This window comes from Marinomonas algicola (genome assembly GCF_014805825.1).
GTDB lineage: Bacteria > Pseudomonadota > Gammaproteobacteria > Pseudomonadales > Marinomonadaceae > Marinomonas > Marinomonas algicola.
The window spans coordinates 1,916,982-1,942,133 of the sequence record NZ_CP061941.1 but is presented as its reverse complement, the minus strand read 5'-3'; the positions used below and the strand labels follow the sequence as shown (position 1 = coordinate 1,942,133).

Here is a 25,152-nt window from a genome sequence, read left to right as displayed (position 1 = left end):
ATGAGTTTAAAGCAATACGAAAGTTTAGATAAAGGCAGCGAAATTGCTCTAGAAGACATTTTCGCTAATTTGAAGTTGGACGAGAACGGTTTGATCGGTGCTATAGCTCAGCAGCATGATACTGGCGAAGTTTTAATGTATGCCTACATGAATAAAAAATCCATTAGAGAAACGCTGGAAACAGGGCAAGTTTGCTATTGGTCACGTTCTAGGCAAACTTACTGGCGCAAAGGTGAAAGTTCTGGTCATAGGCAAAAGCTGGTGTCCATATCATTTGATTGTGATGGTGATTGCATTCTATTAAAGGTCGATCAACTTGGAGCCGCTTGTCACACAAACAGACGAAACTGCTTCTTTTTTGAGATAAGTGCCAACAATGTTGTCATCAACAGCGACCCTATGGCATGAAGTTAACGGCACTTTGACATAAAAATTTAAGAACACTCATTAACTTTTCCTATAGCCCTTGCTTAAAAGGGCTTTTTTTAAGTAATAAAAAAACCTGCTATTTCATATCTTTATAGACGTTTGTTTTTTTCACGTTTACACTAATACACACTAAATTGGCAAAGTGAGTAATTCACTTAAAATTAATACATTGGCTTAATAATTGCTTGTTAATTTTTAGATCAATCTTACCAAGAGACTCAATATGTCCTATTTTTCTGTGCGCTTTAAAATTCTGTCACTCGTTGTTATGTTCTCGGTTGCAATTATTGTGTTAACAACCAGTACTTCACTTTCCAATCGAGCGATCATCAACGATCTAAACCAAGCGTCATTCAATAGTTTAGAGCTTGTTAAGAATATTGAAAACAGTCGTCAGCTTTTGCTTAATCAATCAGTAGAGTTTGAACGCGGTTTCTTTCAAGTCAGCCTAGCAAAAAGCATAGAAGGCGCCGGTAGCGCCCTAGTATCGGAATCCCACGAAAGGTTTGCAGAATACACTCAGGAACTTAAACTCAGTTTTGAAAGTATTCGTCAGGTTCTTTCTATCATGCCTAACAATAAAGAATTAACCACATTACTGGAACACATCGACACCTTCAGTACTCAGCAAGAATCTTTCCTTAATGCGGCCAATCAAACCTATGAGCTTTGGGTCAAACTCAATACTTTTAAAGGGGCTAAAAGCCGCCGCGCAGCTCAAGCGGTGTTAAGTGAAATATCCGCACAGATGGAATTTATCAATCAATCTCTTAATGAGTACGATGCCAGCATCCTTGCAGAACAAAGGTTAAAACAAGATCAAATTACTCTAACCAGTATCGTTCTGTCGTCTGTTCTTATTATTGTTGGCCTTATTTTTAGCTTAATCATAGTAAGCGGCATTTGCGGCCCTTTGAAACGAGCCGTACTTCGAGCGGAAAGCATCGCATCTGGCGAACTCAGTCAAGGCATTATTGAGACAAAGCGTAAAGATGAAATTGGCATGCTTGAAGTCTCTATGAACAAACTGGTGATTCAATTAAGTGAAATTCTCTCAGATGTTGTTAAATCAAGTAACCAATTAACAAAAGCCGCTCACAGTCTTAATGAGATCACGGCGGATGCGTCTGACATGGTGGATCAGCAACAATCAGAAACCTTACAAATTAATCGCGCTATTGAAGAAATTCAATCAACAGCAATGCATGTTTCTTCATCAACAACCGATGCAAGTAATGCGGCTCAAGAAGCCGAAGTCGCGGCAGAAGAAGGACGTATAATTGTTGTTGGTACCATTAAATCAATCAACACCTTGGCGGAAGGTTTGTCAGAATCAGCGAAAAAAATGAACGAACTGCAAACCAATACAAATCAGATAAGCGATATATTAAACGTTATTCTGGGCATTGCCGAGCAAACCAATTTATTAGCGTTGAATGCGGCCATTGAAGCGGCTCGAGCCGGAGAACAAGGCAGAGGGTTCGCCGTGGTGGCCGATGAGGTCCGTCAATTGGCTCAGAATACTCAAAATGCGACACAAGAAATTGAGAAAATGATAGCTCAGCTGCAAACAGGCACAACTGAAGCCGTAAAATCGATGGATTCCAGCCACAAGAAATCCATCAGTGTTGTTGAACAAGTGCAACATGAGGAGCAATCACTGGACAATATCAATCAGTCTGTTTCCAAAATTCGCAGCATGAACGATTTAATTTCTACTACGGCCGAAGAGCAGGCTCAAGTCACTTCAGAAGTAAGTCACAACATCACCAATATTAGTAAAATTGCTGATAAAACAACAGCATCTATTCATTTGATCAGTGATTCGTCTGCTGAATTGGATAAATTAGCCGAACAGTTATCTGACAAAATAAAGTACTTCAAGATTTAAGCACGAGACAATGTGACGCTAACGCTAAAAAATGGCTATTCCATTCTAGTATTGGTTTAGCCATATTAACTTGAATCTTACTATCAATAATATCGCCCTTATCGTTTAGGAGTAACTCATTTTATGTGTCGCTGGATGGCCTACAAAGGCATACCCGTTTACATAGAAACTTTGCTATTTGAACCAGAACATTCTCTTGTCCACCAAAGCTTAAGCGCTAGAAAGTCGGAAGTAACGGTTAATGCCGATGGGTTTGGTATTGGCTGGTACGACGAAAGAGACGAGCCTGGTCTGTATCATGAGGTCATGCCTGCTTGGAGTGATTGCAACTTAAAGAGCCTTGCAAGACACATTCGCAGCAATCTCTTTTTTGCTCATGTAAGAGCTTCAACTGGCACAGCAACCAACCGATCGAACTGCCACCCTTTTGGTTATAAAAACTGGTTGTTTATGCACAACGGCCAAATTGGTGGCTATGAAAAAATCCGGTGGCATTTAGACAGATTGATTCCAGAGCACTTGTATTCGCACCGACGCGGGGCAACGGACTCGGAATTGATTTTCTTGCTCATGCTAGCCAACGGCTTAGAAGAGAACGTCAAACATGCTATTGCGACGACAATGAAGCAAATAGCCGCTCTAATGCACGATCACGACATCGAAGAACCGTTAAGATTTGCATCCTGCTTATCCGACGGAAAAACCTTAACCGTTATTCGCTATTCTACAGACGAATTGCCACCCACTGTCTATTGCAAATCGTTTGGCGATTACATGGTTGTTGGTTCTGAACCAATAGAGCTATCAGGGGACGGTTGGACGCTTATTCCTGAAGGCCACATTGCTGTATTAGACTCCACCCAACCATTTCAAAGCACCACTTTGTTTGACGAATAAACGGAACAACCAGTAAGACCTTTCAACAGAATTTACCTATTGCTGTGTGTTCATTGACGCTCTTACTGGTTGAGATTATTTCTCCTTTTCTCGATAAGCGTAGGTTGCATCAAAACGTGACTGAATCCAATCCCCGCTCAATATTGGAGCATACTTAACTGGCTCGTCAGCAGAATGACATGTTTCCACACACTCAACACGAGTTTCATAATCAGGTTCGACAAAAAATGGGAAAGAATAACGGTGAACGCCATTTAACGGCGCAATGACTCTGTGGGCCGTTGAAACATATTGATCATTTGTCCAACGTTGCATAAGGTCTCCTATGTTAACCACTAAGGATCCTTTAATTGGCGTTGCATCAACCCAGTCCCCTTGACGGTTTTTTACTTGCAACCCACCAATATCATCCTGCAGTAGCAAAGTAATGCAACCATAATCAGTATGAGCGCCCGCACCATTGTTATGAGATTCACCAGGACGCGGTGGGTAATGAATCATGCGCAATACAGTGACATGATTTTTAAAGCACTGTATGAAAAAATCCTCAGCCAAACCCAATGCCTTTGCCATCGACGTTAATACGACCATAGACACATTAAATGCAGAAACATAATAATCCTGCAACGCTTCTACAATAGAGGCTTTAGAAGGGTATTGATTGGGACCATACATACTTGGGTATGTTTGCGCCAACACATGATCTATAGGGAAATCCAATGCCATATCGAAGGTTTCTTTCCAATCAGCTTGGCTAATTTCATCAAGCTGTTCTTCCCCAATTTTACCATAGCCTCTGTGATTAAGGCTGTGTTTAATATCAATGGCTTCTTTATCCGATTGAGGTAAAGCAAAAAATGTTTTCGCGGCGCCCATTAATTGAGCCATTTCAGAGGCGTCAATGGAGGTATTTACCAAATAAAAGAAACCAACGTCACGACACGCTTGATCAAGCTTGCTAATTTCAGTAGAACGTAATGCCGCATCAGCGTGCTGCAAGCGTTCAAAGTCAATTAAAGGAATTGTGTTCATGTGCTACACCCTAGTTAAATACCTTGTCATAAATAAACAATATTATCATGTGAACTTTAAGTGGCCATTTCTTTCAATAAACGGGTGTGCTTGGGATTAAAGGTTTTCACTCCCTCCAGATCAAAATCAATTATGATCATTTTATTGCCTTTTTGGTCCAAGTTTAATACCACACCACTGCCAAATTTTTCATGCCGTACACGATCACCCACCTGCAAAGTTCTCACTTCTTGAACGTTAATTTTTAGTTTTTTTGCACTTTTAAAGGAAACACTTTCTAGATAGCGTTGTGTTGCCTTGGGGTTATCCATCTTAATGTTTTCAAACTCTTGATGTTGCTCAATTTTGACTTCGGCCTCAATCACCTGTTGAGCAATAAAAGGACAAGATTCGAAAACAAAACGCGAGAGCCCAGCTGTCGTGACTCTTTTATTTGATAAACGCCCTTCCAAAAGTAGCTTGTTTTCTGACTTTGTTGGTTGATGCAAAAATACAAGGCGTTTTTTTGCACGAGTAATCCCAACATAAAAGAGCCGTCTTTCAGCTTCAATCTGAGCTAAATCGACTTCTTTTTCATAATAGGGGAAACGCCCTTCCTGTAAGCCAGTCATAATGACTTTACCGAACTCAAGTCCTTTTGATTTATGAATCGTCATAAGGTGAACACCATGATTATGATCTTCTTCAGATGGCGATTTGGCCAAGGCCAATAATTGATCGAGAATATCATCGGCCGTTCCCCCTACTCCTCGTACATAAGCAATAAAAGCGTCACAGGTAGCGATTTTTTCTTTAGCCTGTATATCTTTACTACTGGTACTTTCAAAGTAACGATAAATGCCCAGTTTTTCGATGGTATGTTGCAAACCACCAGCAGGGTCATTCCGATACAAAGCCAGACTTCTTAACCAATCTGAACGTTGCTGTAATTTTTTACCTTTCCAGCCCTCTTGTTGGTCACTTAGCTCTTCAATCAATTGAGGGATCAAATGAGGGGATGTCATGCAACGCTGTGAAAATTGACGCCTTTCATTCATAGAGAGAGACAGACTCGGTACCGTTAATAAATAATCAATATCTTGCTTACTATGAAACCTTTGGGGATTATCAAAACCCTCTGCCATCACCGCCAAGTAGGCCAGCAGCATTCTGATTTGACGATTCTCTAACAGTGGTGAATCGCCATGCAAATGATAAGGAATATTTTTATGCATCAAGGCCAGTTGAACCGGTACCATGTCACTGTACAAACGAACCAATACAGCCACATCATCAAGCCGCTCTCCCTGAGTGACCCACTGCTTTAATTCCGTTAATAACGCCTGCCCTGCCTTCTCACTTTTAGCAAAAGAAAAGGCCGTTGTATTACCTGTACCAATCACCAGGTTCTCTGCATTATTGCGATCAATAGTATTCGATGCCATTAAACCAACTTGATGTCCAAAACGGAAACTTTGGCTTAATGCATAGCTTGAAACGTTATTATTCGTTGTGTCACTCTGGTGAAAATCTTCATCAAATTCGGTTGACATGATATGCGGATTGGCGCCACGCCACTCATAAATACACTGCTGAACATCTCCAACAATCATCCATTTACTGTGTTTATATAGCGCTTTTAATAGCCGATACTGACAAGGATTAATGTCCTGAAATTCATCAATTAACAAATAGTCATAATCCGGCACCAATCCCTGTATTAAGATAGGTTCAGCTAAATCATCCTGCTCAATGGCGGCCAATGGATCGAGTGTTAAATCGGAAAAAAATCGTTGGTTACGTCGCTTTCGAATTCCTTCTATGGCGTTATATAAATCTGGGAAAAAGTCTCGATCAGAATTAAAACTGGATTTCTTATAGACTAAATGCGCATCTTCAGCCGCCGCCTTAACATGATCGATAAACATAAGGGCATCTTCTAACCACTCTTTTTCGTCCATTAAGGACACTTTTTTACCTTTTTTTACCAACTGTTGCATGCCTTCTCGAATCAGACGAACCAGCGAAAAGTCATCAGTAATTAAATCGGCACTCGAAAGTAAATTAGCTTGTTCCATGCGTCGGCACAGTTTTAAACCAAAGCTATGGAACGTCATAACATGAGGGGTTTGATGGTAACTACGTTCATTTAAGTAACAGGTTAAGCGCTGCAAAAACTCTTCTTGAGCACTTTTATTGAACATGAATACGCCAATTTTTTGAATTGGCACACCCTGCTGCAACAAAAATTCAATTCGCGCAATCAAAGTAGTGGTTTTGCCCGCACCAGCAACCGCCACTACCTTGGCGTGCGTTGCTATATTATGCTGAATAACCTGTTGCTGTTCATGCGTAAAGGTTGAGGTGTTATTTGTCTTCAAAAAGGTTTCCTATCTCTCTGTAAGCTAAATGCTCTTTACCCGCTATTTTAGCGATTGACTCGCCACAGATCACTAACCGCCGCTGTAAACGCGCAAATAAAACACCATTCGTTCGGGAGATAAGCCGATGACTGCTTTGCTCAACGTCATCGCTCATAAGGTCAACCACTTCCCCAATTACCTCGCCTTCTTCTACTGTATCTCCAATATTCTTGTGATAACAAACAATGCCGGCACAGGGTGCTTTAACAAGATCCATGGCATCTAACGGGAAATAGCTGAGCTCTGATTGGGGCGGGTCTACCGGCAAAGCATTAACGACGTTACGATCAATCAAGTAGGCAAATAACCCAGCGGCATCTTCCTCTGCCATCTCTTTGCTGATGTCATTTTCCCCTCTAAGCTCGAGGGTAAGCGAGCGGCACCCCCATGGAACCAAATGGGCAAAATCTTTCTTTAAATGACGCCAAACGGCTACGTTTGTTTCATCAAAAGAAGCCGCGCCTGTTTCCAATTCAGATAAGCCGAGCTTCGCCTTTAGATGCACTAACAGTGGCTTAAAATACGCCTCAAACTCTTGAGGTAAATACGCATGCATACAAGACTCACCAGAACAATGCAGATCCAACACGTCATCGGCGTCCATAGACATAAGCAGCAACGTTTTGCGCAATCCTTGCAGCTCCGTATTTTCAGGCAGCTTGATCACCTCTTCCATGATAGCCTTACGTATCAATGCCGTATTATGCTCAGGCGATCCATCGATATCTTGACGTATCTTTTTTTCTACTTTTTCAGCAATCTGCGGCCAATTACGATTAAAATTACCGCCACCATCACTAAAGGCAAAACGCCCAGGGATATAACCATGAAAGTTTTGCGCTAAACCAATTGGGTTGGCAACGGGTACCACTATAATCTCACCTAAAATAGCCCCCTCTTGCTCAGCTTGTTTTAGTTTTTTTATGAGCGCATTCAAGACTAAAAATCCCGGCCACTCATCGGCATGAAGACCCGCTTGTAAGTACACTTTAGGGCGAGCACCTATCTTACCAAAATGATGGGCTTTTATTAGCCTACTGGTTCCAGGCGTTGCGGAAGGCAAATTGTGTGTCATGATCTGATAAGGCATACTCGTCTCTTGAATATATCTCTTAAATATAGGGATACGCTTTATGAAGGTTGCGTATTATGTAATGTTAGGGAACTTTTTCCCTGACAAAGCGTCATAGTCAGTATTGTTAAGTAAATAATACTTGAAATAACATTGAGTTACTTTATTTGAATTCAAATTCTAACGTAAAAACGGTTTTCTATATGATGAAGCAAATCTTCGCACTTTCTATAATCGCTGCAAGCTTAAATCCAGTACACGCCAACGATTGGCAAACCACCTTAAACGAAGCCAAAGGCCAAACAGTGCACTTTAATGCATGGGGAGGCTCCGAAAACATTAATGACTACATTAAGTGGGCTGGCCAAAACATTCAAGAGCAGTATGGCGTCACTCTAAAACAAATCAAACTGGTTGATACGGCCGATGCCATAGGACGTATTTTAGCTGAAAAAGTCGCTGGAAATGTGAGTAATGGTTCTGTCGATTTAATCTGGCTGAATGGTGAAAATTTTCGATCGTTGAAAGACAATGATTTTCTTTATGGCCCTTTTAGCACTAATTTACCTAACTATCGATACATCGATGAATCATCCAACAAAAGTCTAACCCTGGATTTTGGTACGCCCGTTGACGGTATGGAGTCACCTTGGGGGAAAGCGCAGGTTGTTTTTATTCACGATACTCAAACACTGCCTAACCCACCTCGATCTATTGCCTCCCTATTGGTCTATGCGAAATCACACCCAGGGAGGGTTACTTATCCAGAGCCACCACAATTTCTCGGCACAACTTTTTTAAAACAAGCTTTATATGAATTGATGAAAGAGAAAAACCTATTAACACAAGCTGTCGATACAATTGATTTTAATGCCGCCACAGCACCATTATGGGATTATTTAGACGAATTGCACCCCGTGGCGTGGCGCAATGGTACAACGTTCCCATCAGGGGCAGATGAAATGATGCGTTTACTGGACGACCAAGAAATTGATTTAGCATTTAGTTTTGATACTTCGGCGGCCTCCGTGCAAATCAGCAAAGGCAATTTAGCCAAAACGGTTCGTTCTTATATTTTTGATCAAGGCACCATCAGTAACACCCACTTTTTAGCCATTCCTAATAACTCCCCGGCTACCGCTGGCGCACAAGTGGTTGCCAACTACTTTTTGTCTCCAGAAGCCCAATTAAAAAAACAAGATAGTGAAGTTTGGGGCGATCTAACGGTATTAAGTTATGAAAAAATGGAAAGAGAGCACCAACTGTTGTTTGACGCACAACCAAAAGGCTTAGCCACATTAACTCTGGAAGCGTTAAATAACAGTGTGCCTGAACCACACAGTTCCTGGGTTCCGGCATTAGAAAAAGAATGGCGCCAACGGTATGCAAAATAATTTTTTGCGTATTAGCTGTTGATATTACGTAAGGTACTTCAATGACATTACGTTTAGCCAGCAACACAATTATGGCGGGCATTGCGCTGTTTATCATAGTCGGTGTACTCGGCATTGTTGCGCCAGCATTTCATTATTTGCCTGTTCTAGGTGCTCACCGTGTTTCCATTCAACCATGGATGGATTTGTTTTTGGCACCTGAATTTGTCAGTAGCCTCCAACTGACTCTATTCAGCGGTATCCTAGCCACTTTAGCGTCTTTACTGATCGCCTTTTCAGTCGTCGCGGCATTTTATAACAGCTGGGGCTTGTCCCTTGTGAAAAAAAGCTTAGCGCCTATCTTAGCCATACCACACGCCGCGATGGCAATCGGGTTACTTTTTTTGTTCAGCCCGAGTGGTTGGTTAATTCGTCTTTTTACCTCGTTTGATCGCCCGCCAAACTGGATTACGGTACAAGATCCATACGCTTTATCCCTCATATTTGCTCTTATCGTAAAAGAAACGCCTTATTTAATTTTTATTATATTAGCGTGCCTCACCCAAATAAAAGCTGACGATACATTAAAAATTGGACAGAGCATGGGGTACAGCCGATCCACTGTTTGGCAAAAAATACTCTTCCCAATGATTTACCCTTTAATACGTCTTCCCGTTTTTGTCGTACTGGCATTCAGCTTAACGGTGGTGGATTTAGCGTTAATCATTGGTCCCAACACACCATCAACATTTGCTGTGACATTATTTAGATGGTTTAAAGAATCCGATTTAAACGAGCGATTTGTGGCATCGGCTGGCGCTGTCTTTTTATTATTTTTAGTGCTGATTGTTTTTATGCTCTGGGAAGCGTGTTATCAATTATTCACCCTGTATTCAAAGAAAAAGACCACTTCTGGGACACGTCAGACTTACGCAAAAAAACTCTTCAAATTAATAGGCTCTTTGTATTTTTTCCTACTTTTAAATGTCGCTTTAAGCTTGCTCATTTTGTTTATTTGGTCTTTTGCCAAACGCTGGCGATTCCCTAATACACTGCCTAGCTCTTGGTCTCTCAGCAATTTAGATAGGCACATCAGTCTGGTCTATGATTTAAGTGCCAATACTCTATTCATTGGTATTGTAAGTAATTTATTGGCGTTAATAATAAGCGTGGTGCTATTGGAATCGAAGCGTATTAATGTCGGCCGCAAAACGTTATTTGATCGATTAATTTATTTACCCATCTTATTACCGCAGGTTGGCTTCTTATTTGGCATTCAAATATTCTTGATAAAATCAGGTTTCAGTGGCGATTACATATCGGTCATTCTGTTGCACCTTTTTTATACGTTACCTTACGTGTATTTAACGCTTCACGGCCCTTATTTAGATTACAACCAAGATTATTTCATACAGGCTTGCGCCCTTAAACGCTCGACCTGCAAAACCTTCATCCAAATCAAGCTTCCTATGCTCGCATCCCCAATTTTGAGTGCTTTTGCCATTGGTTTTTCTGTCAGTGTGGCTCAGTATTTACCAACGCTTATTGCTGGTAATGGACTGATTAATACGTTAACAACGGAAGCCGTCACTATCGCGTCCTCGGGCGAAAGAAAGCTGGTCAGTTTATTGGCTCTTATACAGGCATTTTTTCCATTGTCTGTATTTATAATGGCTATTTGGCTACCTAAAGTTTGGACACCCTTTCGATTGAAAATCGCCTTTTATCGATTAAAAACTTTAAATAATGACACGAATTAACGACACCCACTTATGCTGAAACTCACAAAAATAACGATCCAACTTGCTGAAAAACACTTATTTAACGATTTTAATGCTTTAGTCAATCCAGGTGAGGTTCTGAGTATTATGGGGCCAAGTGGGTGTGGTAAATCGACTCTGTTAGACTATTTATCCGGCTCACTTTCACCTGCATTTCAAGCGTCAGGCAGCTTAAAACTAGATGACCAAGAACTTAGCCATTTACCTATAGAAAGACGTAATGTGGGAATACTGTATCAAGAATCACTTTTGTTCCCCCACCTAACCAATCTTGAAAACTTACTGTTTGCTATCCCGGAAGGTATCAAGAGTAAACAGAGGTCCCAACTGGCATTAGAGAGGTTATCTGAATTTAATCTGGTCGATAAAGCCTACGACTTACCCTCGAGCCTATCAGGTGGACAAAAGGCGCGTATTTCCTTGTTGAGGACGTTATTATCAGAACCTAAATACCTATTATTAGATGAACCATTTGGTAAGTTAGACAAGACATTGCGTGACGGCGTGAGATCATTTGTATTAGAACAAATCCAACGCGCTCAACTGCCAACTATTTTAGTCACCCATGATCAAGAAGATACTAAAGAAATGGGCGGCACCTGCATTCAACTGACCAGCTCATGACCGCTAAGCAATAGATCGAGCGAAATAACATTAGACCTTCGCTCTAATCTCACGTTTAATTCCAGTTTTAACCGTCTCATTTCAAATAAGGCCTTTATGATTATCCAAAAACATGATGTAGATTTAAACACACCAACAGGAGTCATGCGCAGCACTGTCTATCGCCCTCAGGAAAGTGGCGCTTTTCCATGTATAATTTTTTACTCAGAAATTTTCCAACAAACGGCGCCTATTGGTCGCACCGCCAGTATTATGGCAGGGCATGGTTTTATTGTGATAGTCCCAGAAGTGTTTCATGAGTTAAACCCTATTGGTACTGTACTTGGCTACGATGACGCTGGTAAAGAAAAGGGAAATGCAGACAAATTCACTAAAACGTTAGAAGCTCACGACTCTGACACCCAAGCAATGATGGATTATTTCTCTAAACAAGACTACTGCACGGGTCAATTTGGTAGTATGGGGGTGTGCCTTGGCGGACATTTAGCCTACCGCGCGGCTCTCAACCCAGAAATTAAATCGGCATTTTGTTTGTACGCAACCGACATACATTCCAACACGATTCCTTGTCAAGAAGGCAATGATTCTTTTAGTCGAACCAAAGATATTCAGGGTGAAATCGTCTGTGTTTGGGGCAAACAAGATCCACATGTGTCGACAACCGGCAGGCAAAAAATATATCAGCAATTAATCGATACGGATCGTAATTTTACTTGGCTGGAATTTAATGCTCAACATGCGTTTATGCGGGATGAAGGAGATCGATACGATCCTGCGTTGGCATTAGAGTGTTACCGCTTAGCCGTCAGTCTATTCTCAAAAACACTCTCAAAATCATCGCAAAACTAAGACACGTTTTAAGATGAACGCTCTCATCGAGAATAATAACGCCAAATGAGATAATCTGGCGTTATTATTTAATAGGCTTAACGGCAATTAAACTACGACGTTTTCAGACGATAATGTGGCCTGATTGTGGCTTCCCCTAGTTCACTAGACACCCATACCTCCCCATCCTGAATGGTGATGTTTAATTGCATTGAACGTTGGCTTAGTTTTGACAGCGCGACAACCTGGTTTTCTGGGAACTGCAAAACAGAAAGATTCGAAAAGCGCGCCACCTTCCCTTTATTCTGTTCCCACCAAATATCGCTTTTGTCATTATAATTAACGATCACGACGTCATGAGCACGACCGCACGCTTTGCGTAAGCGCTTTTCATCCGGTTGCCCCAAATCAACCCATAAAAGAATTTCATCGGCTAAGCTCTTCTGCCATAAATCCGGCTCGTCATCTGTACTGATGCCTTTCGAAAAACCGAGTTGCTCGTGGCCTTCTTTTTGATCCACCAATAAAGCAAATACCAACAAACGAACCATTAAGCGCTCCTCTGTTTCCGATGGATGCAGAGCCAACGTCAGGTCATAACCTGCATAATGGTTTCTATCCATATCCGTGACCTGAAGGTTCGCTTTATATACTGTTGCCTTAATTGCCATTCAACCTTATTCCTCATGATCAAATTGATAAGATGGATTAAAAACCATTATTAAGAGCCACCAACGAATAGACACCTTAATTTCACTAAATAATTAAGGGGATAAATACTGCCCGCTAAAATACTAAAAGCACATTAATAAAAACACATTTATTTTCATTTTTTTCTGTATTTCATTGACTTAGTGATCAAAATACGGCCAAATACACCTACGTTATATTTTTATAACGTTTTCTCATAATTTAATTTTTAGTACGTTTGGAGGTAAGCAATGAAACATCTTTATTTGAATCAAATCGCAACTACCTTCATTAATCAAAACACAGTAAATCGCTGTTCCACACAAGCGATTACTTTGTCTGCGTACTAGACTTTTTCTTGGCCGCGGATCGACGCGGCATCTGTATTTATACCTTTTCCAAATTGATCCCGTCCTTATTATTTAATATGGAGAGATCATATGATCATTATTGCAGCACTAAACTCAATTAAAGAATTTTTCGTTAAAAAGCACGCTGAACAAGCATTAAAAAGCCTAGATAGCCATACGTTAAAAGACATTGGCTTTTATCAGGATAATGGTCGTATTCATCCATTATCAGGCTCACAACAAGACCACGCCAACAAAGAGATCGATCAAACTAAGCTCAAAAGGCAACCCAGTAATGGATAAATAAAGCCGATTAAGGGAATTCATCCTTAATCGGCTAAACATTAAGCCAGCAAATAAGTTGGCAACTGACTGGATTAAATTGAACTTTTTATCGAATAAGAACCTTTTTAATTCAGTCTTCTATATCAAGTCAGAATGAATTCAACTTGATATATTCCTTAGTCACACCGATTCGTTTTTTGAAATTGACAATTTCATCAGAAAAAGTAATCCAACCCCTCTTTAGCGTCGTACCACTCTATAGTATCAATAATGCGGTAACTCAAAAGCATTGACATACATTTATTTAGATTCCTTACTTTAGAGAGAGATTATGTTTTCAATATTTAAGTCTGATCCACTAAAAAAACTGAATAAACTCCGTGACTCCAAACTAGAGCAAGGTATGCAGGCACAAAGAAATGGCGATATAAAAAAGTATGCTCAACTTACGTTTGAGGCGGAAGAAATTTATAAAGAAATCTTAGCATTAGAGGCTAAGAAAAAAGAAAATGGGGCATAGAATAACCTTGTCTATGCCGCTCTCTATTAAGTGAGCGACATAATCAAGTAAAACGCCATGTTTAAAAGGAGCCAGTCTTTAAAACCTTGATTGATTTAAATTAAAAAGAAAGTTCATGCTATTTACTACTCAAAGTGATCAGGCCATCCGTACGTTTCAACATATTTCTTGAGGTTTTCAGGTCTGTATTTTGTGTCCGCGTCCCACCTATTCTTAACCGATTTATGAATGAATACGTCTCCTTTTCCATGATGAATTTCACGAAGGTGTTTTTCCCTCGCTCGGTAAAAGGACCGACGAGATTGATTCAGTTTTGCTAAGCCATTGGCATTACCGTCATCATGCAGAGAGTGAGACTCAAATACCAAACCAAAACTTGAGGCCTCTTTGGCCATCCATCGCAAAGGTTCAATTGATGCCTGCAAACCGTTTGCATCTGGCTTATAACTGCCGCCTACGTCACAGTGTACACCAGAAAACCAAGTCTGCTTTATATCAATTCCAGGACGAGATTCCCAGATGGTTGGTTCAAAATCCGATCTAAGTTCATCAATCGCCAGCGCATGCCGTGCAACATTAACATTACGGCCTAGTTTCGAATCATAAAATTCATCTTGATCTCGAAACAAGCCCAAAAATGACATGGGTATGCCCATTGCCCCAACCGTATCCCACACACCAACAAAATGTATCGTTCGACTTTCATGAGAATGGGCGACCCGAAAATCGATGGCGTTTTTACCATCCGGTTTATTTGCTTTGCCAGATTTTTTATATAAATTAAACGCTTCTTGCACCCTATTCGCATTCGATCGCTTTAATAGTCCACAATTATTGATTAGGCCGCACAAAGAGCGAACGGTATAAGCGCCTCGGCTGAATCCAAATAAATAAATTTCATCACCTTCTGAATAGTTTTGAATGATATAACGGTATCCATCCATAATATTTTTATGCACACCAAGACCCGCTACCCCTCCCACTGTTGAATGGTAATAAGACCCTACACCCCAATCGTAGAATACTTGTTGCTGAATACCGTTATCGGTTACTGGCTGTATCGAGCGAGCAAATTTCAACACATTCGTGGGAAAATCCTTTGCAGGATCTACTTCTGGTTTATTCCACGTACCATCAGCGCAAATCACAATTCTTTTGGTCATCCTTATCTCCTAAGCTTTCAATCACTATGACTATGAACTTTATTGATGGGCAGTCAACGCTTCCTTACTAAGACATGACTGAAAGCACCCATAGATTCATACTAAGCGGTTATTCACTCTCAATCCAGTACAAAAAACATACAGGCCGAAAATTATGCGCATTTTGTTACACACAAAAAACCATCGCGTAGCATTCCCTAAGGAGTAAGATAGCCTCCCAGTTAAAAGTGATAAGTGATCGAGGCGCTGGCAAAGCCAACCACACCACCTAAATCGTCTTGGATGTTTTTCTTCTCTTCTTCAAGATCAGCAGCCGTCACATTATGGTTGAGTCCCTTTATTTGAAGCTCTACCGCTGGCTCATTTGAAGATAGGGCGACTCCAATTTCAGTCTGAAAACTAAAGCCGCTTGTCGAGTCAATTTTATTACCCCAACCTAGACTAATATAAGGCGTAATGTCATTACGCTCTACGTCGGCTGTAAATGAGTCTACCTCTCCTGGAGCGACATTTGTAGAGCCAATTGTATAAGGTTTGTCGTTTTCTGCTGAATAGCTTGCTTGATCATTCTGATAGATGACTCCACCGGAAATAAAAAACTTATTCATCCACCCAGATGACTGTATCGGATACCAATCTACGCCGCCTTGCAATGAAGACTTAGAGTAATCCGTCGCCTCATAATCAATACCAGCGATACTGACGTCCATTTCATCATCTCCTTCAAAACCACTTATTACCGCTCGCAACTGGATTTTATCTCCCGGAAAAATGTGAAATGGTGTCGTACTGCTAGCACTAAGTCCTAAGCCTAAGGATCCGGCGCTGCCTCCAATAGCGTAATTCATTTCATCCGCTTTAACTTGCTGACTAACAAGTACCGAAGTAATCAATAACATTGATATTTTTAGAGAAGAGTAATGGTTTTTAAGCAAGATAACTGTCATAGCCTTTCCTTAACCTATTAAAGGTGGTTGATTTAGATGAATTAAACAACAACCATTATTAAGCGTGGATCTAATAAAGTCTGTGGCACTTTTTGGACAGTATGTGACCATTTATCTAACTGGCCAGCGAATTTCAAAATAGGCTCCACCTACTCTGGATGTTTTTACTGACGCTCTTCCAGAGTGCCATTCTGCAATTTGCTGGACAATTGCTAAGCCTAAACCATGACCTTTAGCGGCTCCTCTGTGTTCATTATCAAGTTGTCTAAAAGGAATAAACACCTTTTCTCTATCAACTTCTTTAATACCTTCGCCATCATCCTCTACGGACAACCTATATTCGTTACCAAACTGAATAAAACTAATACGAATAGTACTCTTGGTGAAAGTAAGTGCATTTGACGTTAGGTTATTCAATGCACGCAACATCGCTCTCTTATCTATAAAAATACTTTTACTTTGCAGCTCATCTGATATCTCTAATTGAAAAACAATTTCGGGGTGTTCAGTTTTCAACAAGTTAAATTCATAATGTATTTGTTGCGCAAAGACATTATGGGAAAAATGTGTAATATCAGTCGCTCTACTGTAACGGGACAGCATTAAGATCTGATTGATTAAGTAATCAAGCGTTTCGATCCCAGAAGTGATGCTATTTTTATAGCGTTTCTTTTCCATTTTTGTGGCGCCTCTCGTATCAAGCATCTCAAATGCAAAACTCAACCGAGTCAACGGGGTTCGTAAATCATGTGCGATGGCATTAGTCAGTTCTCTCTGACTTTTGACCATTTTCTCAAGACGTTCAGCCATGGAATTAAAAGATTTTGCAAGGCGAGAAATCGCGGAAAATCGACCAATACTGGCTCTTTGATCAAGATACCCTTCTCCAAATAAAGACGCCGTTTTAGACAGTTTATTGAGATCTCGCCAAAGAGGAAATACAAATATCAAAATACTCAGCGACACAACGGTCACGAATACGGCAATGACAGCCATAAAAACATAGAGAATATCTCCAGGCACAGGAATTGGACCCACTTTGAGTATAATATCGTCATCGGGAGTTAGCTGGTAAATTACGGTTTCATTTCCACTATTTATTAACCATGTCATACCAAAACGATTAAGTTGAACGTGTTTCACCGCATCAATTTCTAAGGTTTCCTTAGCGGTAAGAGTTAAGTCAAACCCAAACTCAGTCTGAATCTCAGACAGTTGAGACGGCCATTCAGATTGAGGTGTCCGTTGTAATGTTTTTTTAAGAAGCTCAACGGTGCCTTTACTGAGGTTATGCATTCTTTGTTCCTCAGTCTCTCCTAACATCATATGAACAAACCAAGGACTGTCCATAACCCGCTTTATAATCGCGTCGGAGCCATTATTATCGCTGTAAACAATAAACTCGCCCTGATTAAGGTTTTTTAAATCCCCTTGATAATCAATTTTATCGTCAATAGTAATTAAGGTTAATTCATAACTAAATGACTCAGCAATTAACGGAAAGTCAGACTCCCATTCAGATTGAGGCCTTGACTCTAAGTTCTGCTCTATAAGAAAAAAAGTCCCTTTAAAGCTCTTGGTGATTCGGTCAAATCTAGCCGCATCGTTAACAGCGTGTATTGGATTGTATGCGGTAATATAAATCAAATAAAACAGTGGCAAAAATACTAGGATCCAAATTCTTATAAACAATTTAATCATGCCATGACTCTCACTTTGTCCCTGCAATTAACTGGACAGGTGCGCAAAATAGATACCCCTTACTGCGAATCGTTTTAATGATTTGCGGGGTGATTGGATCATCATCCAATTTTTTTCTAAGACGAGATATACGTCGATCAATAGACCTATCAAGCCCATCGTATTCAAACCCTCTAAGACTTTGTAAAATAAATTCTCGAGACACTATCTCTCCAGCATCAGCGACTAGTAAGCTTAAAAGGTCGTATTCAGCCGTAGTCAAGTAAACATCTTGTCCGCCTATAGTGACTCGCCTTTTATTTAGATCTATCTCTAATGTACTCAGATTCTTTGATGATAGAGCATTAGACTCTTCAATTTCCGTGCTATGAACATCGATCAAAGCAAGGTTATGTATGTCTGAACGTCTTAATAAGGCCTTAATACGAGAAAGTAATAATCTAGGTTTTACAGGTTTGATCACATAATCGTCCGCACCCAATTCAAGTCCTAGCATTTGATCAATGTCTTCATCAAGTGATGTCAGCATCAGAATAGCACCTTGATAAGTTGGCCTCACCATACGACAGACATCCATTCCAGACAAACCAGGTAACATAACATCGAGAATAACTAGGTCAGGTTGCTGCTCCAAAATTTGGCTTGGTGCTTCGGTACCATTTGTAACAACATTAACTAGATAGCCATTTTTGCTTAGAAATTCTTGAACCAGAGAAGCCAGCTCAATATCATCTTCTACTACTAACAATTTTTTGCCGTTTATTATTTTTTTATCCATAGAAACCCCTAATTTAAGGCCTCGAAGTGTAGCAAAGGCCATTGTAAATAACGAACAAACACTAAATCACTTTTGTGACCGTTATGGACAATTTAAGACAAGCCAATCAGTGAGCATTGCACCTCTCTCTTTTTAAAGCCACTAAATGATTTACTGTTTAACGGCATATAGACAAAACTAGACGACTGGTCTATTTTTTATTATTATGTGCTTATGAAAACAATTACCCGAGACACCAAACAACATATTCTGGCAACAGGTTATCAGCTTATTTCTGCTAAAGGGTTTGTAGCGGTTGGATTGTCTGAGATCCTTAACGCCGCAGACATCCCTAAAGGCTCTTTTTATCATTATTTTAAATCTAAAGAGCAGTTCGGTGAGGCCTTAATACAGCACTATTTTGATGATTATAAACTAAGGCTTAACCAGCTTTTCCATGCTAATGAAGAAAATGCTTACACTAAAATGCATCGCTATTGGCAATCTTGGTTAACTTCCCAGTCCCATTCTTGCTCATCGCAAAAATGCTTAGTGGTTAAACTAAGCGCCGAAGTATCTGACCTCTCAGAACCGATGCGCCTTAGCCTTTTTAAAGGCACCCAGCTTGTGCAAAGGGCTTTGAGTGACTGCATAAAGCAAGGCATAGCAGATAACTCAATTCAACAAGTGAACGCCGATGACACGGCCAAACTGCTGTATAACTTATGGATAGGCGCAAGCTTAATGACCAAGCTCAGTAAAGATGACAGCAGTTTAAAACAAGCGATGTCCATAACAGAATCTATGCTAAATAACGCCAAGCAGTAAAAAATATTTCTCAAAGTATTCGCCGCAGTTAGGCATAATATTAAAACAAAATTGCAAACCTCCTTAGGGAGGTTATTTTCAAACAAAACACTAGACGACCGGTCTATTAAAAACAGGAATCATATGCAAAATCAATTAAATAAACGAATTGTCTTAGCGTCACGCCCAGTTGGAAAACCATCGGCAGACCATTTTCGATTAGAAGAAACAAGCATCCCAACGCCTTCTACTGGAGAGGTATTACTGCGTACTGTCTATTTGTCATTAGACCCTTATATGCGTGGCCGCATGAATGACGCCAAATCCTACGCCGCCCCTGTAGAGCTCGATGGGGTCATGGTCGGAGCAACCGTGTGCCAAGTAATAGAGTCAAATAACCCTAAGTTTTCTAAGGGTCAATGGGTTTTAGCTTACACCGGTTGGCAAGCCTACGGTTTATCAGATGGAAATGACCTCATGCCATTAGGAGACAACCCAACTAACCCATCATTTGCACTTGGCGTCATGGGAATGCCCGGTTTTACCGCTTATATGGGGTTACTGGACATTGGCCAACCAAAAACAGGAGATACATTAGTCGTTGCGGCGGTGACAGGCCCTGTAGGCGCAACAGTTGGCCAAATAGGTAAACTAAAAGGATGTTACGTTGTTGGTGTGGCTGGTGGTGCAGAAAAATGTCGATACGCGGTTGACGTATTAGGTTTTGACGCTTGCATCGATCATTACAGTGATGACTTTAGCGAGCAATTGGCCAAAGCTTGCCCCAAAGGTATAGACGTCTATTTTGAAAATGTAGGCGGCAAGGTATTTGATGCCGTATTACCTTTGCTTAATACCGGAGCCCGCGTACCAGTATGTGGCTTGATCTCTCAATACAATGCCACAGAGCTTCCACAAGGCCCGGACAGAATGTCTATGCTTGTAGGCACTTTGTTGGTAAAACGGATCAAAATGCAAGGCTTTATTATATTTGATGATTATGGACACAGATACAATGAGTTCGCTAAAGATATGAGCCAATGGTTATCCGAAGGGAAAATTCAATATCGTGAACAGATAATTAACGGTTTAGACAAAGCACCAGAAGCCTTTATGGGTCTTTTAGAAGGTAAAAACTTTGGCAAGCTGGCCATTAAGGTTAACGAAGCAATTTAATACGCTCTTATTTAAGAAATGTTTAATAATTTACTCATCAATATAACGTTATTAGAAGGTTAAATATGAAAATTTTAATGGTATTAACATCACACGACAAGCTTGGCAATACAGGTAACAAAACAGGTTTCTGGCTAGAAGAGTTTGCTTCACCTTATTATCAGTTTGTGGATAACGGCGCAGAAATCGTTATTGCTTCACCACTGGGTGGACAGCCACCATTAGATCCAAGCAGTGAAGGTGCCGACTTTCAAACAACAAGCACCGAGCGATTTAACAGCGATGTCGCTGCGCAAAAACATCTCGCCAGTACTGTGCGTCTAGACAGCATTAATGAATCCGACTTTGATGCCGTTTTTTACCCAGGAGGTCATGGACCACTTTGGGATCTTACTGAAGACAAACACTCTATTGATCTTATTGAAAGCACTTACAAGCAAGGCAAACCTCTTGGCCTAGTTTGCCATGCATCTGGTGCGCTTCGACACGCAAAAAATACCGACGGTAGTTTTTTAGTCAAAGACAAAAGGGTAACCGGGTTCACCAACACCGAGGAAGACGCCGTTCAACTAACCGCTATCGTGCCTTATTTAGTTGAAAATGTACTAAAAGAAAATGGTGGCCTTTATACAAAAGGCGCTGACTGGGAAAGCCACATTGAAGTTGATGGCAACCTAATAACAGGTCAAAACCCAGCGTCATCTGAAGCGGCAGCACAAGCTATGATGGCATTATTAAAAGCTTAATAGATACGATATAGATAAAACAGCAAACATCCTTTATTTATAAAGCGCCCCACTCTTTGTGCTAGACAAACATTCTACTAGCACAAAGGGTTTAATGCCCCCCGTCAGCACCCTACTCCTTCAACCTTATTATATTTGCTACCATCACATATAAAACACTTAGCCGCTCATCTCACTCCTTCTTTATAAGCATCTGATTTATTTACACCTCTATTTTCACCATACCGATCTGAAAGCTTGCCATCCGAACTGTTGATAGTGCAAATAAAAATACTAGATCACAATAAGAAGCTATAGTTTTTATTTATGCCTTAGCCCAGAAATGGCTATTACACCTCTGGAATAACACCCTTTATACTACCTGAATCATCACCGTAAACGCGTTGAATTATCGTATTTTTTTGACTGTATGTATTATAGGTTATTAATACTTTACAACGCTTTTCATATGCCAAGATGACCGTACAATAAAAAATAGTAGTCAATAAACGGAGTAGTAAAGATGTCTGAGTTTTGGAGTAATGTATTACAGCAAGTTTGGGGTATAGATGCTAAATTGAGCTTATTAAATGGAGAGTGTGATCTTAATTTACTGGCCACTGGTCAGCAAAATTATGTGTTAAAAGTCATGCGCCCCGATTGCAAAGAAAGCTTTGTTGATATGCAATGCCAAACCTTCAATCATTTGCGTCAACTCGCTCCAGATTTACCTATCCCTGCTATTATCAAGACACGAAAAGGTACGTTACACACATATGTTAACGATGAAAATGGCGTAGAACGCATCGTTTGGTTACTTGAAAAAATTGAAGGCGTAACGTATGCGCACTTCGGAGCAAAAAGTAATGACCTTATTCGCGAATTAGGCGTTACTGTTGGAGAGATGGATAAAGCATTACATGACTTTACTCATCCAGCATTGATTCGCAATTTTAAATGGAATCTTTGTCAAGCCCAGTGGATTACCGATCATATAAATGTCATTCAATTGGCCTCACGCCATGCCCTAATTCAACACATTATCGAAGATTATCAATCCATCTACCCTTCTCTCCTTACGCTTCCACAAAGAGCCATTCACAACGATGTAAATGATTACAACATTCTTATTCAAGGTTCATTGACTCAAGCGGCGAAAGTGAGTGGTATTATCGATTTTGGCGATATGTGCGCAGGCCCTAGAGTTTGTGACTTAGCCATCAGTGCGGCCTATCTAGTATTGGATTCTGAGCAACCAGAACACGCACTGGAAGCATTCGTTAGCGGTTATCATAGTAGATACCCTCTAACGTCAGAAGAAATAGAGATGCTATGGCCTCTATTACGCATGCGCCTTGCGGTCAGTGTTATTAACTCAACGCTCATGTCACGAGAAAATCCAGATGACCCATACATTGTGATCAGTCAGACTCCAGCATGGAACTTTTTGGAAAATAATCTATTAGATGGCAAAATGCTCAATGCACGTCTGCGCGTTGCATGCGACATCCCCATTACAGACAGCGCATCTCGAATTACGGCTTGGTTAAAGAAAAAGCGTGGTAGTTTCGCTCAAGTATTGGGGCAAGACCTGTCTGATGCACCTATGCATTCTCTATCTGTAGAAGCCTCTACCACACCGCGTAACCCCTTCGCGCTTACCTCGCTAGAAGCACGCACTGTTGGTGAATGTTACACCCAAAAAGACGGTATTTGGCTAGGGTACTACAATGAACCTCGCCTGATATACACTGAAGAAACGTTTCGAAAAGGCCCCTACAAAGCCAGCAACCGACGTACTGTGCATTTAGGGATAGATGTATTTGCCCCCGCTGAGACCTTGGTATACACACCATTGGATGCTCACATTGTTTGCTGTGTGAATCGCGATGACTATCTTGACTATGGCGGTATGGTCATTCTTAGCCATATCAGCGATGAAGGCGATTGCTTTTATACGTTATACGGTCATTTAGACCCCGCTTCCATTAGTGATTTACAGCCTGGACAGCCCCTTCCCAGTGGAACCCCTTTTGCAAAATTAGGATTTTCTGACAACAACGGGGGATGGCACCCTCACTTGCACTTTCAGTTAGCCATAACGTTAGATGGAATTGGCCACGATTGGCAGGGCGTTGCTGACCCGGATGAGTTAACCATGTGGAACGAGGTGTTCCCTAACCCGGCCTCATTATTAAATCTCAACGACGAAAAAACGCAGTTTGTCCCGGTTCAAAAAGCAGACATACTCAAACAACGCAAAGCTAAGTTTGGCGAAAATTTAAAATTAACCTACTCCGATCCTGTCATGTTTATGCGGGGTTGGCGACATCATTTGTTTGATGAATGGGGCCGCCCTTATTTAGATAGCTACAACAATGTACCTCATGTAGGGCATGCACACCCACGCATTCAGCAAGTTGCGGCGGATCAGTTGCTACGAATGAACTCCAACACTCGATATTTACATCCAACACAGATTGCTTTTGCCGATAAAATAGTAAGTCGAATGCCTAAGAGTTTAGATGTTTGTTTTTTTGTTAACTCTGGCACCGAAGCCAACGAATTAGCATTACGCTTAGCTCGAGCTCATACAGGGGGTAAAGATATGATCACCCCAAATCATGGTTATCATGGCAATACGACAGGCGCGATTGATATATCCGCTTATAAATTCAACGCTAAAGGCGGTGTCGGTCAAGCGGATTGGGTACAATTAATTGATGTTGCCGATGATTATCGTGGACGCTATCGAAAAGATGATCCTCAATGTGCAGAAAAGTACGCACAACAAGTAGATACGGCCTTGTCAAACATTCAACAAAGACAGGGTAAACTCGCTGGCTTTATTGCAGAGACGTTTCCAAGTGTAGGCGGTCAAATTATCCCTCCACAAGGTTATCTGAAAAGTGTTTATAACCGTATCCGAGCCGCTGGCGGTGTATGTATTGCAGATGAAGTGCAAACTGGCTTAGGTCGTTTAGGAGAGCATTATTTTGCTTTTGAACAACAGCAAGTCGTTCCAGACATTGTTGTACTAGGAAAACCGATTGGTAACGGTCACCCAATTGGCGTCCTAATAACCACTCGGGCGATCGCAGATAGCTTTGCCCAAGGGCCTGAATACTTTTCTACTTTTGGGGGTTCTAATCTATCCTGTAGAATGGGCAAAGAAGTACTTGATATCGTCGATGACGAAAACTTAATGGACAACGCACGGCAAATGGGCAACCTACTTCTTAATGGGTTACGCCTCCTAAAAGACAAGTACGACATTGTGGGTGACGTACGTGGACAAGGGCTATTTATCGGGCTGGACTTGGTCACAGATAAAGTCACTCGCACGCCTGGTACCGATATCGCTGATTACGTCAAAAATCGCATGCGAGAAAATCGAATTTTAATGGGAACTGAAGGCCCAGCCGATAATATCCTTAAAATTCGGCCTCCTCTTAGTATTGAGCATCAAGATGCTATAATGATCCTCAATGTTATGGATAAAATACTGGCAGAAGCTCAAAGCTTAATAAATATGAATAAGTAATCGACATAAGAAGAGACGGTCTTTTATTTAACCGTTTCTTCTTAGTCACTCACCTATAGCTACCTGACGGGACATCACCTTGATTGTCACTAGCGTTATTGATCCCCCTTTTGTCGATCAACACATTTCCCTGTTTATGACCAATATTGCTAACACAC

General features: G+C 40.9%; 21 protein-coding genes. 13 read left to right on the top strand and 8 right to left on the bottom strand.

Translation table 11 applies throughout. The features are described from left to right. The 3 genes from hisI to IEZ33_RS08830 all read left to right on the top strand — a co-directional run bounded on the left by hisI (position 1) and on the right by IEZ33_RS08830 (position 3,217). A complete protein-coding gene (gene hisI, locus IEZ33_RS08840; protein ID WP_191603291.1) occupies positions 1-408 on the top strand; it encodes a phosphoribosyl-AMP cyclohydrolase in 408 nt (135 codons plus the stop codon). Between the two features lie 244 nt (positions 409-652). Continuing rightward, on the top strand, positions 653-2,320 hold the full coding sequence (locus IEZ33_RS08835; protein WP_191603290.1) for a methyl-accepting chemotaxis protein: 1,668 nt from the start codon (positions 653-655) through the stop codon (positions 2,318-2,320). Between the two features lie 123 nt (positions 2,321-2,443). After that, complete coding sequence (locus tag IEZ33_RS08830) at positions 2,444-3,217, top strand: class II glutamine amidotransferase (RefSeq protein WP_191603289.1); 774 nt, start codon at positions 2,444-2,446, stop codon at positions 3,215-3,217. A 75-nt stretch (positions 3,218-3,292) separates the two neighbouring features. Here the strand turns inward: IEZ33_RS08830 and IEZ33_RS08825 are convergent, their stop codons facing one another. From IEZ33_RS08825 to IEZ33_RS08815, 3 genes are read right to left on the bottom strand one after another with little or no spacing between them, the layout of a single operon-like run. After that, entirely contained in the window at positions 3,293-4,249 is a 957-nt protein-coding gene (locus IEZ33_RS08825) for an isopenicillin N synthase family dioxygenase (RefSeq protein ID WP_191603288.1), read from the bottom strand. Positions 4,250-4,305: 56 nt separating this feature from the next. After that, positions 4,306-6,609: an ATP-dependent helicase gene (locus IEZ33_RS08820; protein ID WP_191603287.1), complete on the bottom strand. Its 2,304-nt coding sequence runs from the start codon at positions 6,607-6,609 to the stop codon at positions 4,306-4,308. Beyond that, positions 6,596-7,741, bottom strand: a complete 1,146-nt coding sequence (locus IEZ33_RS08815; RefSeq protein WP_191603286.1) for a succinylglutamate desuccinylase/aspartoacylase family protein — start codon at positions 7,739-7,741, stop codon at positions 6,596-6,598. Before IEZ33_RS08815 ends, IEZ33_RS08820 begins: the two co-directional genes overlap by 14 nt. A 185-nt stretch (positions 7,742-7,926) precedes the next feature. On the opposite strand from IEZ33_RS08815, the gene IEZ33_RS08810 reads away from it, so the two are divergent. From IEZ33_RS08810 to IEZ33_RS08795, 4 genes are all read left to right on the top strand, one after another. Continuing rightward, positions 7,927-9,117 carry an ABC transporter substrate-binding protein gene (locus tag IEZ33_RS08810; protein WP_191603285.1) on the top strand — a complete coding sequence of 397 codons (1,191 nt, stop codon included), beginning with the start codon at positions 7,927-7,929 and terminating at the stop codon, positions 9,115-9,117. Positions 9,118-9,158: 41 nt separating this feature from the next. Beyond that, positions 9,159-10,856, top strand: coding sequence for an ABC transporter permease (locus IEZ33_RS08805; protein ID WP_191603284.1), 1,698 nt, complete (start codon positions 9,159-9,161; stop codon positions 10,854-10,856). A gap of 12 nt (positions 10,857-10,868) precedes the next feature. Continuing rightward, the gene (locus IEZ33_RS08800; protein ID WP_191603283.1) at positions 10,869-11,501 is read left to right on the top strand and encodes an ATP-binding cassette domain-containing protein; all 633 of its coding nucleotides are present in this window, start codon (positions 10,869-10,871) and stop codon (positions 11,499-11,501) included. Positions 11,502-11,597: 96 nt separating this feature from the next. Further along, positions 11,598-12,350, top strand: coding sequence for a dienelactone hydrolase family protein (locus IEZ33_RS08795; RefSeq protein ID WP_191603282.1), 753 nt, complete (start codon positions 11,598-11,600; stop codon positions 12,348-12,350). A gap of 92 nt (positions 12,351-12,442) precedes the next feature. On the opposite strand, the gene IEZ33_RS08790 is transcribed toward IEZ33_RS08795, so the two are convergent. After that, positions 12,443-13,000, bottom strand: a complete 558-nt coding sequence (locus IEZ33_RS08790; RefSeq protein ID WP_191603281.1) for a YaeQ family protein — start codon at positions 12,998-13,000, stop codon at positions 12,443-12,445. 459 nt (positions 13,001-13,459) lie between these two features. Here IEZ33_RS08790 and IEZ33_RS08785 point away from each other — a divergent pair, with 459 nt between their 5' ends. Continuing rightward, positions 13,460-13,672 (top strand): hypothetical protein, encoded by a 213-nt coding sequence (locus IEZ33_RS08785; protein WP_191603280.1) that lies wholly within the window; start codon positions 13,460-13,462, stop codon positions 13,670-13,672. Between the two features lie 313 nt (positions 13,673-13,985). Next, entirely contained in the window at positions 13,986-14,174 is a 189-nt protein-coding gene (locus IEZ33_RS08780; RefSeq protein WP_191603279.1) for a DUF6435 family protein, read from the top strand. A 125-nt stretch (positions 14,175-14,299) separates the two neighbouring features. Here the strand turns inward: IEZ33_RS08780 and IEZ33_RS08775 are convergent, their stop codons facing one another. The 4 genes from IEZ33_RS08775 to IEZ33_RS08760 all read right to left on the bottom strand — a co-directional run bounded on the left by IEZ33_RS08775 (position 14,300) and on the right by IEZ33_RS08760 (position 18,763). Further along, positions 14,300-15,337 carry a DUF2235 domain-containing protein gene (locus tag IEZ33_RS08775; protein WP_191603278.1) on the bottom strand — a complete coding sequence of 346 codons (1,038 nt, stop codon included), beginning with the start codon at positions 15,335-15,337 and terminating at the stop codon, positions 14,300-14,302. A 221-nt stretch (positions 15,338-15,558) separates the two neighbouring features. After that, positions 15,559-16,284 (bottom strand): hypothetical protein, encoded by a 726-nt coding sequence (locus tag IEZ33_RS08770; RefSeq protein WP_191603277.1) that lies wholly within the window; start codon positions 16,282-16,284, stop codon positions 15,559-15,561. Between the two features lie 111 nt (positions 16,285-16,395). Further along, on the bottom strand, positions 16,396-17,985 hold the full coding sequence (locus tag IEZ33_RS08765) for an ATP-binding protein (protein ID WP_191603276.1): 1,590 nt from the start codon (positions 17,983-17,985) through the stop codon (positions 16,396-16,398). A gap of 10 nt (positions 17,986-17,995) precedes the next feature. Beyond that, positions 17,996-18,763, bottom strand: coding sequence for a response regulator (locus IEZ33_RS08760; RefSeq protein WP_191603275.1), 768 nt, complete (start codon positions 18,761-18,763; stop codon positions 17,996-17,998). Between the two features lie 213 nt (positions 18,764-18,976). Here IEZ33_RS08760 and IEZ33_RS08755 point away from each other — a divergent pair, with 213 nt between their 5' ends. From IEZ33_RS08755 to IEZ33_RS08740, 4 genes are all read left to right on the top strand, one after another. Then, positions 18,977-19,570 carry a TetR/AcrR family transcriptional regulator gene (locus IEZ33_RS08755; RefSeq protein WP_191603274.1) on the top strand — a complete coding sequence of 198 codons (594 nt, stop codon included), beginning with the start codon at positions 18,977-18,979 and terminating at the stop codon, positions 19,568-19,570. Positions 19,571-19,693: 123 nt separating this feature from the next. Continuing rightward, the gene (locus IEZ33_RS08750) at positions 19,694-20,725 is read left to right on the top strand and encodes an NADP-dependent oxidoreductase (protein WP_191603273.1); all 1,032 of its coding nucleotides are present in this window, start codon (positions 19,694-19,696) and stop codon (positions 20,723-20,725) included. Between the two features lie 65 nt (positions 20,726-20,790). Then, on the top strand, positions 20,791-21,471 hold the full coding sequence (locus IEZ33_RS08745) for a type 1 glutamine amidotransferase domain-containing protein (protein WP_191603272.1): 681 nt from the start codon (positions 20,791-20,793) through the stop codon (positions 21,469-21,471). 502 nt (positions 21,472-21,973) lie between these two features. Continuing rightward, positions 21,974-24,994: an aminotransferase class III-fold pyridoxal phosphate-dependent enzyme gene (locus IEZ33_RS08740; protein ID WP_191603271.1), complete on the top strand. Its 3,021-nt coding sequence runs from the start codon at positions 21,974-21,976 to the stop codon at positions 24,992-24,994. The last annotated feature ends 158 nt before the right edge of the window (positions 24,995-25,152 follow it).